The organism is Tardiphaga sp. 839_C3_N1_4 (assembly GCF_051811045.1).
In the GTDB taxonomy this organism is placed as follows: Bacteria; Pseudomonadota; Alphaproteobacteria; order Rhizobiales; family Xanthobacteraceae; genus Tardiphaga.
This window is the reverse complement of the sequence record NZ_JBPWQD010000001.1, coordinates 803,709-814,034: the sequence shown is the minus strand read 5'-3', so window position 1 is coordinate 814,034 and position 10,326 is coordinate 803,709. Positions and strand designations below refer to the sequence as shown.

Sequence of the window (10,326 nt, the reverse complement as noted above, 5' to 3'; positions counted from 1 at the left end):
TTGCACTGCAACGTGCTGCCACCCGGTCGCCGGCGCTTTGCAATGTCATCACACTGAGCCGCCGAAAGCGACGAAAGGAAGGCGTATGTCCAAGAAATCGCGCAAGAATCCCTCGAAACGGGCCATCTGTACAGTGGCAGAAAACGCATCAGGCGCGAAAGCCGGACTGACGCTGGAAACTGCGGCCAAGCGCCTCGTCGGGCGCGCCGCCCAATTGAACCGCTGAACGCGAAGAAAGGAACATCCATGGCCAAGAAAGCCAGCAAGAAACCCGCAAAGGCCGCCGCCAAGAAAACGGCCAAGACTGCTTCTCTCTCGAAGGCGAAGAAGCCTGCCAAGGCTGCGGCAAAGTCCCCAGCCAAAAAGGCTGCCGCCAAGCAAGCCAAGCCTGTGGCGAAAGCCGTGTCCAAGGCGCTAGCCAAGCCAGCCGCCAAGGTCGCGAAGGCTCCTGTCGCCAAAAAGGCTCCAGCGACTAAGACGATCGCCGCGAAGGCGTCGCCCAAAGCAGTTGCGAAGCCTGCGCCGCCCTCCGTGGCGGCACCGAAAGCAACTCCCGAGAAAATCGCACCGGCGCCTAGTGTTGCAGCCGAGGGGGCCAAGGCTCCGGCCTTCCAGTTGCCGCGCGATGGCGGCGCCACGGTCTCGCTGTCGGACTATGCCGGCCAGAAGCTGGTGATCTTCTTCTACCCCCGCGCCAGCACGCCGGGCTGTACCAAAGAGGCCATCGACTTCACCCGCCTGTCCGCCGACTTTCAGGCAGCCAACGCCGCCGTGCTTGGCGTCTCGGCCGACCCGCTGAAGGCTCAGGAGTCGTTCCGCGACAAGTTCGCGCTGGGAGTTCCGCTGCTGTCGGACGCGACGCAATCGATGCTTAAAGCCTATGGCGCCTGGGGCGAGAAATCGATGTACGGCAAAACCTTCGAAGGCGTTCTTCGCACGACGGTTTTAATCGACGCAAAAGGCAACGTCGCGAAGATCTGGCGCGGCGTCAAAGTGGACGGACACGCAGACGCGGTGCTCGAAGAAGCACGTCGGATTTGATCAATGTCATTTGCTCAAAATTAACCATGAAGGGCTCAAATCGCCTCCGTTGAGCCAGCCGACGAGTCTCCGGCTGGCATCAGGAGTGCTGATGTCGAACCGCCCTACCCAATATGCCGAGTACCCTCAGCACCACGCACACGACCATGGACGGCCACAGGCTCGCCGCGTCGGGCCGGTCAAGGCGCCGCCCCCGAAAGCCAATCAAAGCGATTACACGATCGCCCATCGTGGCAAGCAGGTTCGCATCGGACCTGTCGTGTTCTGGATCGTCGTCGGCACGGTAACCGTGCTGGGAGCGTGGTCTGCGGCCACAGCCACTTACTTTGCCTTTCGCGACGACGTGCTCACCAAGCTCATCGCGCGCCAGGCGGACATGCAATATGCCTACGAAGATCGCATCGCCGAACTCCGCGCCAAGATCGACCGCGCCACCAGCCGCCAGATGCTGGACCAGGAGCAGTTCGACCAGAAGCTCGATCAGGTCATGCGCCGGCAGACCACGCTGGAATCGCGCGCCACGGCGCTCGGCGCCATGCCCGATCTGTCAATCACAGGCTCGATCGGCAAGCCACCGGCCCGCGGCGCCGCGATCGAGCCGACGACATCGATTCCCAAGCCGTCGCCGATCAGCGACACGGTGACCTTCGTAGCGCCGCCGGACCGCGAAGCGCGGCTTGAGTCCCGCACCCCTGCTCTCACCGCCCAGCAACCGAACCAGTTCGCCAAACTCGGCGGCGTCGACAATGTGATCGGTCGTTTGCAGGCCTCGCTCGATCAGGTCGAGAGCCGCCAGATTGCGACACTCGCCGCGGCTGAAGAATCCATGGACTCCAAGGTTCGTCGCATGCGTGGCGCGATCTCGGACCTCGGGCTCAATATGGCGAAACTCGAATCCGCCACACCGCGCGCGCCAATGGGCGGCCCGTTTGTGCCGGTCAAACTGTCATCGAGCGCGGATCCGTTCGAACGCCAGCTCTACCGCATCCACGTGACCCGTGCGCAGATGGACAAGCTCAACCGGACCATGGCTCTGGTGCCCTATCGCAAGCCCGTCGTCGGCGAAGTCGAATTCACCTCGGGCTTCGGCGTGCGCAGCGATCCGTTCCTGGGCCGCCCCGCAATGCATACGGGCCTCGATTTCCGCGGCGCCACGGGCGACCCGATCCGCGCCACGGCCAACGGCCGCGTCGTCTCCGCGGCCTATGCCGGCGGCTACGGCCGCATGGTCGAGATTGACCATGGCAACGGCCTGTCGACCCGCTACGGCCATATGTCCGCGATCAACGTCAAGGTTGGCGATATCATCAAGATCGGCCAGGTGATCGGCCTGGTGGGCTCGACCGGTCGCTCCACCGGCCCGCATCTGCATTATGAAACCCGTATCGATGGCGAAGCTGTCGATCCGCAGAAATTTCTCCGCGCCGGCGTTCGCCTCAACGCAGGCTGAACTGGATGTGGGGCATTGTTGCCCTGCCCCTGATGTGATTGAAGCGGGTCTCCGTCAATCCGAGGCAGCCCGTTGAAATCCCCCCGACACATCGGTCCCCGTTTCCCCCGTCTCGGCCGGTTCTGTTTCCGCGCCACACGACGGGTCGCGACCTGGGCGATGACGCTGGCAGGTTTTCACGCCAACGACTCCCATTTCACGGTCCGTCGCATCTCGGAGCTCCGCGCCAAGCTGGCGCGCGGCGAAACGATTCTGCTCGCCGGCCTCGGACTGCCCGGCACGCACAATTCGGGCGTGGCGCTGGTCGAAGTCACGCAGGCTCACGGCCCGCGCCTCGTCATCAACAACGAAGAAGAGCGCTTCTCGGGCGACAAGCACACCACGCAATATCCGCGCGCAGCACTCGATGCGATGCGCGTCACGCTGCGCGCCATGGGCCGTGACGTCGCCGATATCGATGCATGGCTGACGACCTGGGACTATCCCGATCTGCTCGGCACGCTGGTGCGAAGCATCGTCGAAGAACTTCCCGACGGATTGAAGCTGCTGCGCACCAAGAACTCCGTCAGCTTCGACGCACGACGCCTCGAGCAAATGACGCGGACCCCGAAGCTGCTCCGGAAGCAATTCGGCCTGCCTGCGCGTGTCCCGCTGCTGATGATGCCGCACCACGACAACCACGCCTGGTTCTCATTTGCAGCGTCGCCATTCGAAGACAGCAATGAGCCAGTCGCTATCGCCGTCCTCGACGGCACCGGTGATCAGGGCTCGATCTCGCTCTATGCGGCCGAGAGCGGCGAGATGCGGCAGCTCTATTGCAACAACAGCGTCTTCGACTCCCTCGGTGCCTTCTACAGCGTCATCTCCTCCACTCAGGGTGGCTGGACATGGCTTTCCAGCGAAGGCCGCTATATGGGCGCTGCCGCCTGGGGCGATATGGATCGAGTCAGCAATCCGTACTACGCGAGGTTGCGCGAGGTGCTCGACTTCAGCACCGATGGCGAGGTCCGGCTCAATCGCGCCATGGGCAACTGGTACTGCGATCCGTTCGAAGCGCCCTACAAGCAAACACTGATCGATATTCTTGGAGAGCCGCTGACGCCGGATCAACTCTGGAATCCCGACTCCGTGCTGCGCGTCGAGGACATCCAGCACCAACCGGATACGCAGGATCGCCTCGACAAGGCCGCTGCCACTCAGCTCGTGTTCGAGGATGCGATGATCCACGTCGTCGGCGGCCTGCTGCGCACCACCGGCGCGCATCGGCTGGTCCTCACCGGCGGCGTGGCGCTGAACGCGCTTGGCAATATGCGGCTGCTCGAACATTTCGACGAGGTATGGTTCGAGCGCGAACAAGGCCGCAAAGCGCGCCTACATCTCTGGATCCCGCCGACGCCCGGTGATCCCGGTGTGACCATCGGCGCGGCCTGGATGTTCGCGCATCTCATCGGCGCGCCACGCGGCGCCGCGATGACGCACGCTTTCTATTGCGGCGATGCGCCGACACAGAGCGACATCACCGCGGCATTGCAGGCTGACGACATCAAGACACTGACGATCGGCAATATCTCAACGCCTGAGGGTTGCGATGCAATTGCCGACCTGATGGCCTTCATGGTCACGCAGAACGGCATCATCGCGCTTTATCAGGGCGCGGCAGAAACCGGTCCACGCGCGCTCGGTCATCGGTCGATCCTCGCCAACCCCTGCGACGCCGGCACGCGCGAACGGCTCAATGAACGCGTGAAATATCGCGAGGCGATCCGCCCGTTGGCGCCGATGGCGACGCTTGACGCGGCGCACGAGTATTTCGATTTGCTGAAGGGCGCATCCGACGCGAACTACAACGCCTACAATTACATGGTGCTGACGGCGCAATCAAAACCGCATGCACGGGAGAGAATTCCGGCCGTGATCCATGCCGACGGCACCGGACGTATCCAGATCGTCCGCGCCGAGGATGATCCGCTCACTCATGCCTATCTCAAGGCGCTCGGTCGCCATATCGGTGTCGAGTTGTCGGTGAATACCTCATTCAACGTCGCTGGCCCGATCGCACAGACGCCGCCGCAGGCCGTCGAGACCCTGCGCCGTTCGGCGGGTCTCGACGTGGTGCTGATGGTCGCAAACGACGGTCAGGTGACTGCCGCCTGGCATGGCGGCACCCGCGACAGCGGCCGCTTCACGGCCTGGCTGTCGGAGTGGACACGCAGCCGCAGTTAGACCTTGCCGATCTTCCTTGCGACGGCAACCAGACGCGCACTATCCCTGGCCACGAACGCCGCGAACTCTTCCGAGTCCTGATAGGCGGGCATGTTACCGGCAGCCTCGAACGTCTTCGTAACTTCCGGATCGCTCATCGCCTGCTTCATTGTCTCGCGCAATTTGGTCACGACCGGTGCAGGCATTCCCTTCGGCGCGAACAGGCCGGCCCAGATGTAGAACTCGACATCGGGATAGCCCAATTCCTTGAACGTCGGCAGATTCGGGAAGGCAGCGAGGCGTTCGCCGCCGAAGTTTGCGAGAACACGCAATGTCCCGGCATCCACATGTTGCTTGAGTGTGCCCGGCGCCGAGGCCAGCGCCTGGATTTGGCCGCCCAGGAGATCGCTGATCGCAGGCGTTGCGCCACGATACGGCACGTGAAGCAGCTTGATGCCGGCGGCGATCGCAAACATCTCCATCGAGACGTGCAACGTACCGAACGGGCCCGACGATCCGTATGATATCGCTCCGGGACGCGCCTTGGCGTCAGCGACGAATTCCTGAATCGTCTTCCACGGCGCACTGGCCGGTACCGCGAACAGAGTCGGATCCGCGAGCACGCGCGCGACAGGCTGCAGTTGATCGACTTCATAGGCCACCGGCCGATCGTAGATGCGATCCGACTCAGGCAGCACCGCAAGCGACGACAGCGTCATCAGCAGCGTATGCCCGTCAGGCTGGGCGCGGGCAACGGTCGCGTTGCCGAGCGAGCCGCCGGCGCCGCTGCGGTTGTCGATGATGACCGGCTTGCCGAGGACCTTCTGCATATAGCTCGCGACCGGACGCGCGGCGATGTCGGCCTGCCCGCCGGCCGGGAATGGCACGACCATGGTGATGTTGCGGCTCGGCCAGGCTTCCTGCGCGCGTACACCCTGACCGGTCAAAGCGAGCGTCGACAGACCCCCGAGGCCTGCAATGAAGTCACGACGTTTCATACTTGTCTCCCGTTTTGTTTTTGAGCAACGCATTGGTTTCAGTCGCATCCAGGGGACGACGCGCCATCTCGGGAGACAGCGCCTGGGCGCCCTGGAGCTCTCTCAAAGCTCTAAGTTGTTGAAGCTCGCAGAACTGAGCGTGGGGCAGATGATGCCCCGCGCCTCCTCATCAAAACCGCAACCTATGAAGGCTTAATCAGCCGACCGGGTTTTCAAGTTTGCCGATGCCGCTGACCTCGATCGTAACCACGTCGCCCTTCTTCAGGAAGCGCGGCGGCGTGAAGCCGAGGCCGACGCCAGCCGGCGTTCCGGTCGCGATCAGATCGCCCGGCTCCAGCGTGATCCCTGCCGAGAGCGTCTCGATCAGCGTCGGAATGTCGAAGATGAGATCGGTCACCGACGCATCCTGGCGCCTTTCGCCGTTTACGGATGTCGTCAGTCGCATTTTCGTCGGGTCGGGCATCTCGTCAGCGGTCAGGATCGCCGGCCCCATCGGGCAGAAACCGTCGATGCCCTTGCCGATGAACCACTGGCGATGCTTGTGCTGCAGCGTGCGTGCCGTGACGTCATTGATGATCGTGTAACCGAACACATGCGCCAGCGCGTCCTGCTTCTTGATGCCGCGGCCGCCACGTCCGATGACGACCGTCAGCTCGCCCTCGTAGTCGGTGCTGTCGGTCGGATCGAGATAATTCGGAATCGACTTGCCGGAACCGATCACCGTGCTCGACGGCTTCGTGAAGATGACTGGCGCTTCCGGCACGACTTCCTTTGCCGAGGAGTCGAAACCGCTGCCCGCGAATTCCTTCGCGTGCTCATGGTAGTTCTTGCCGACGCAAAACACATTGCGTGCCGGGCGCGGGATTGGCGCAAGAAGCTCGACGCTGGCGATAGGAAGGGGCGCGCCCGCTGAAGCGGTAAGCGCATCCTTCAGGCTATCGAAATTGGCAATTAGCGCAATCATATCGGGGGCAACGTCGCGCGGCAGCGGCGAGACCTGAGTGAGCGCCTGATCTGCAATGCCGACCGTGGCCCGGCCCTCATGCAGGAAAGTAACAAGGTGCATTCTTCCTCCTGATATGTCTGTTTGTCCGGCGACACGGATCGCCGGCATCTTCTAAAGATACACCTATCTTCGATAGAAGATTTTTGCAAGCTGATCATCCGGACTATTTATTCTTTAGAAGACGCGCGCGGTCATCTGCCGCAGCAGGATGTGACATGGCGGGCAACGGCGCCTAAGATGGAATCACCAGCGGATTACATCCGCGAATAACATTGGAGCAGCACCCGATATGGCGAAACCGGCGACGCGGAAGGTCGTTCGTGAAGACCCCGTCAGTCGCGCATTCGGCGATCGGGTTCGCATATTGCGTGAACAGGCCAACCTGACCCTGGAGCAGTTCTCCAAGCAGTCCGGTGTCAGTCGGGCGATGCTGTCGAAGGTCGAGCGTGGCGAGAAGAGCCCTACGATCGGGGTCGCGCGACGTATCGCGCTGGCTCTGGAGACATCGTTCTCGACGCTGATGGGCGACGACGACGCGCCGCGCCGCGCCTTCGCTGTGGTGCGCAAGGATCAACGCCAGATCTTTCGCGATTCAAAGACGGGCTTCGAGCGCTTCCTGCTGTCGCCCGTCATGGCCGGTATGGCAGTCGAAGTCGTTCTGCATCACCTGCCCCCGAAAACCTCGACCGGCAAATTGCCCGCCTACCCGCAGGGCACATCCAAACATGTCCTTGCCACGCACGGACGCGTCACCGTGAGAACCAAGGATACCGAGACGGTTCTGGACGAAGGTGACTCGCTCTATTTCGAAGTCGACGTCGAGCACTGGTTCGAGAACAAAACTGCGCGCCGGTGTGAATACTATCTCGTGATTTCGGTGCCTCCTAGTTACGGACGACGCAGCGACGGCAAGGCCTAGCACGCGTCCGCAAGTTTGAAGGCCCCTCGCTCACCTGCGAGCGAGGGGCCGGTTCGCTATCAGCCGATTTCAATCTGCCACACAATTACTTCTTCAGGCAGAGACCAACGGTTGGTGTCGTGGTGCACTTGGTGCCATCCGGTGCGCCGCCACTCGGGCAGACAACGGACACCAGCGTCTCCGTCGCCTCGCAGCTAATCGCGCCATCTGCCTGCACCGCACGGAAGCTGACCGGTGCCGCATCGCCCTTGTCACCCTTGGCGCCAGGCGTGCCCTGCGGACCTTGCGGTCCCTGTGCACCCGCCTGTCCCTGCGCGCCGGGAATGCCCTGAACGCCTTGCGCACCCTGCGGACCGGCCGGCCCCTGCGCGCCGGTCTCGCCCTTCGGACCTGCCGGTCCGGGATCGCGGCCGCAGCCGCCCAGCATCAATGCAACGCCAACAGCAAGAATTGGAATGATCTTGTTCATGCCCCACACCCCGTTGAATTCGTGACACCGCGATATGCGGCGTCGGGATAAGCCAGCGCCGGATATTGAGTTCCGGCATGGGGATGATATCGGGTGACAGGAAGAACGGAAGCGGCCGCGCAGCGACGCGACTGTTTCAAGACGCCGCAGACTTTGGCGGGCGGTTAGCTTGCTCAGCCGTCTCTCGGTTGCGAGATGAGCTCGATCATTTTGGCTTCGTCATCGTCGGGCGCGAAAGCCTTCGCCCTTTCATAGGCTTCAACAGCCGCCGCGCCGACCAGGGGCCTGGCCTGCAAAAGCTGCTCCGCCAATCTCACAGCATAGGCCGCATCCTTATGGCGCAGTGCAGCGGTGAAGGATGCACCTGAATAATCGCGGGCCACCATCCGCGGCGCATGTCGCAGCACCTGTGGGCTTGCCGCAACGCCGCTCGCGATGGACTCCAGCACCAGCTTCATGTCCAGCCCGGCATGTTCGGCGATCGCCAGACCTTCGGCGAGCCCAGCGATATGGATTGCGCCCATCAGGTTGTTGATCAGCTTGTAAACCGTCCCCGATCCGACGGGGCCGAAATGCCGGATCGTCGATCCGATCGGCGCCAGGAACGGCCGGGCCTTGTCGAGGTCCGCAGTATCCGCGCCGACGAGCAGCGTGAGTTTGCCGCTTGCAGCCGCATCCGGCAGACCGGTGACCGGACTATCTATATAGATCAGGCCGCGATCCTGCAGCGCCCTGGCAAGGTCGAGCGCGTGCTGGTGCGACACTGTCGAACATTCGATCGCGAACGCGCCCGCCTTCGCGGTTTGCCCGGCACCATCGGTGCCGAGCCACACAGTCTGTGAAGCCTCGTCATCGGCGACCATCGTGACGATAGCGTCGGCGCCTACTGCGGCATCCGCCGGCGACGTCGCCCAGCGTGCGCCACGTGCGATCAGATCTTCTGCTTTCGCCCTGCTCCGATTCCAGACGGCAACGCTGAAACCGGCTTCGAGATAGCGGCCGGCCATGCCGTGCCCCATGCGTCCCAAACCGATGAACGCAACATGGGGCATGGGTTAGTCTACGTCGTCGATTGCGCCTGGCGAGGTGCCGAAGGCGCGCTGCGCCAGCGTCGCCGCCATGAACTCGTCAAGGTCGCCATCGAGCACACCAGAGGTGTCCGACGTCTGCACGCCGGTACGCAGATCCTTCACCATCTGATAGGGCTGCAACACGTAAGAGCGGATCTGGTGACCCCAGCCGATATCGGTCTTGGCAGCCTGATCGGCGGCGGCCTTCTCTTCGCGCTTCTTCAGCTCGATTTCGTAGAGTCGCGCGCGCAGCATGTCCCAGGCCTGTGCCTTGTTCTTGTGCTGCGAACGGCCGGCCTGACAGACCACGGCCACGCCGCTCGGAATATGCGTCAGACGTACGGCGGATTCTGTCTTGTTGACGTGCTGACCGCCCGCGCCGCCCGAACGCATCGTATCGACGCGTACATCGGACTCGTTGATGTCGATCTTGATGCTGTCGTCCACGACCGGGAAGATCGCGACGCTCGAGAACGACGTGTGCCGACGGGCGTTTGAGTCGTAAGGCGAGATACGCACCAGACGATGCACGCCGCCTTCGGTCTTCAGCCAGCCATAGGCATTGTGGCCGGAGATCTGGATGGTCGCCGATTTGATGCCGGCTTCTTCACCCTGCGTCTCTTCGAGATATTCGATCTTGAAACCGTGCTTTTCAGCCCAGCGCGTATACATGCGCAGCAGCATCGAGGCCCAGTCCTGGCTCTCGGTGCCGCCGGCGCCAGCATGGACTTCCAGATAGGTGTCGAAGCGATCGGCCTCGCCAGAGAGCAGCGCTTCCAGCTCGCGGCGCGCGACCTCTTTCTTCAGCGCCTTGAGCGCACTCTCGGCTTCCGTCACGACGCTCTGGTCGCCCTCGGCCTCGCCGAGTTCGATCATCTCGACGTTATCGTCGAGTTCACGCGTGACCTTGCCGATGCCTTGAAGCGAGTCCTCAAGCGAGGTGCGCTCCTGCATCAGGCGCTGGGCCTTTTGGGGGTCGTTCCAGAGATTGGGGTCTTCGGCGAGAGCGTTCAGCTCAGCCAGTCGTGCCGTGGATGCATCGACGTCAAAGATGCCTCCTCAGCAGCCCGACTGACTGCTTGATCTCTTCTACGAGGCGTTCGATTTCAGCGCGCATGGAAACTCTGATCTGGCGGCATCAGCCGCAATACGAATGGTGATCGGGATGTAG

At 62.6% G+C, this 10,326-nt stretch carries 10 protein-coding genes; 5 read left to right on the top strand and 5 right to left on the bottom strand.

Annotated features, from left to right (window positions below):
• The first annotated feature begins 85 nt into the window (after window positions 1-85).
• The 4 genes from AB8A38_RS04195 to AB8A38_RS04180 all read left to right on the top strand — a co-directional run bounded on the left by AB8A38_RS04195 (window position 86) and on the right by AB8A38_RS04180 (window position 4,714).
• Window positions 86-226, top strand: coding sequence for a hypothetical protein (locus AB8A38_RS04195; protein WP_158005733.1), 141 nt, complete (start codon window positions 86-88; stop codon window positions 224-226).
• 20 nt (window positions 227-246) lie between these two features.
• Window positions 247-1,041: a peroxiredoxin gene (locus AB8A38_RS04190; protein ID WP_315842335.1), complete on the top strand. Its 795-nt coding sequence runs from the start codon at window positions 247-249 to the stop codon at window positions 1,039-1,041.
• Between the two features lie 91 nt (window positions 1,042-1,132).
• Complete coding sequence (locus AB8A38_RS04185; RefSeq protein ID WP_439085081.1) at window positions 1,133-2,491, top strand: M23 family metallopeptidase; 1,359 nt, start codon at window positions 1,133-1,135, stop codon at window positions 2,489-2,491.
• Window positions 2,492-2,650: 159 nt separating this feature from the next.
• On the top strand, window positions 2,651-4,714 hold the full coding sequence (locus tag AB8A38_RS04180; RefSeq protein WP_439085080.1) for a carbamoyltransferase C-terminal domain-containing protein: 2,064 nt from the start codon (window positions 2,651-2,653) through the stop codon (window positions 4,712-4,714).
• Here AB8A38_RS04180 and AB8A38_RS04175 read toward each other — a convergent pair.
• Complete coding sequence (locus AB8A38_RS04175) at window positions 4,711-5,691, bottom strand: tripartite tricarboxylate transporter substrate binding protein (protein ID WP_439085079.1); 981 nt, start codon at window positions 5,689-5,691, stop codon at window positions 4,711-4,713. The two genes, AB8A38_RS04180 and AB8A38_RS04175, sit on opposite strands and share 4 nt — an antisense overlap.
• Window positions 5,692-5,887: 196 nt before the next feature.
• A complete protein-coding gene (locus tag AB8A38_RS04170; protein ID WP_439085078.1) occupies window positions 5,888-6,757 on the bottom strand; it encodes a fumarylacetoacetate hydrolase family protein in 870 nt (289 codons plus the stop codon).
• 229 nt (window positions 6,758-6,986) lie between these two features.
• Between AB8A38_RS04170 and AB8A38_RS04165 the strand changes: the two genes are divergently transcribed.
• The gene (locus AB8A38_RS04165; RefSeq protein ID WP_089264128.1) at window positions 6,987-7,616 is read left to right on the top strand and encodes a helix-turn-helix domain-containing protein; all 630 of its coding nucleotides are present in this window, start codon (window positions 6,987-6,989) and stop codon (window positions 7,614-7,616) included.
• An 85-nt stretch (window positions 7,617-7,701) separates the two neighbouring features.
• Here the strand turns inward: AB8A38_RS04165 and AB8A38_RS04160 are convergent, their stop codons facing one another.
• The 3 genes from AB8A38_RS04160 to prfB all read right to left on the bottom strand — a co-directional run bounded on the left by AB8A38_RS04160 (window position 7,702) and on the right by prfB (window position 10,272).
• Window positions 7,702-8,085: a hypothetical protein gene (locus AB8A38_RS04160; RefSeq protein ID WP_068736651.1), complete on the bottom strand. Its 384-nt coding sequence runs from the start codon at window positions 8,083-8,085 to the stop codon at window positions 7,702-7,704.
• 173 nt (window positions 8,086-8,258) lie between these two features.
• Entirely contained in the window at window positions 8,259-9,137 is an 879-nt protein-coding gene (locus AB8A38_RS04155; protein WP_439085077.1) for an NAD(P)-dependent oxidoreductase, read from the bottom strand.
• 3 nt (window positions 9,138-9,140) lie between these two features.
• Window positions 9,141-10,272 (bottom strand): peptide chain release factor 2 gene (gene prfB, locus AB8A38_RS04150; RefSeq protein ID WP_439085076.1). Its coding sequence is split into 2 segments (ribosomal slippage): window positions 9,141-10,202 and window positions 10,204-10,272, totalling 1,131 coding nucleotides; the frame shifts between segments, so codons are not numbered across the junction.
• Between the last annotated feature and the right edge of the window lie 54 nt (window positions 10,273-10,326).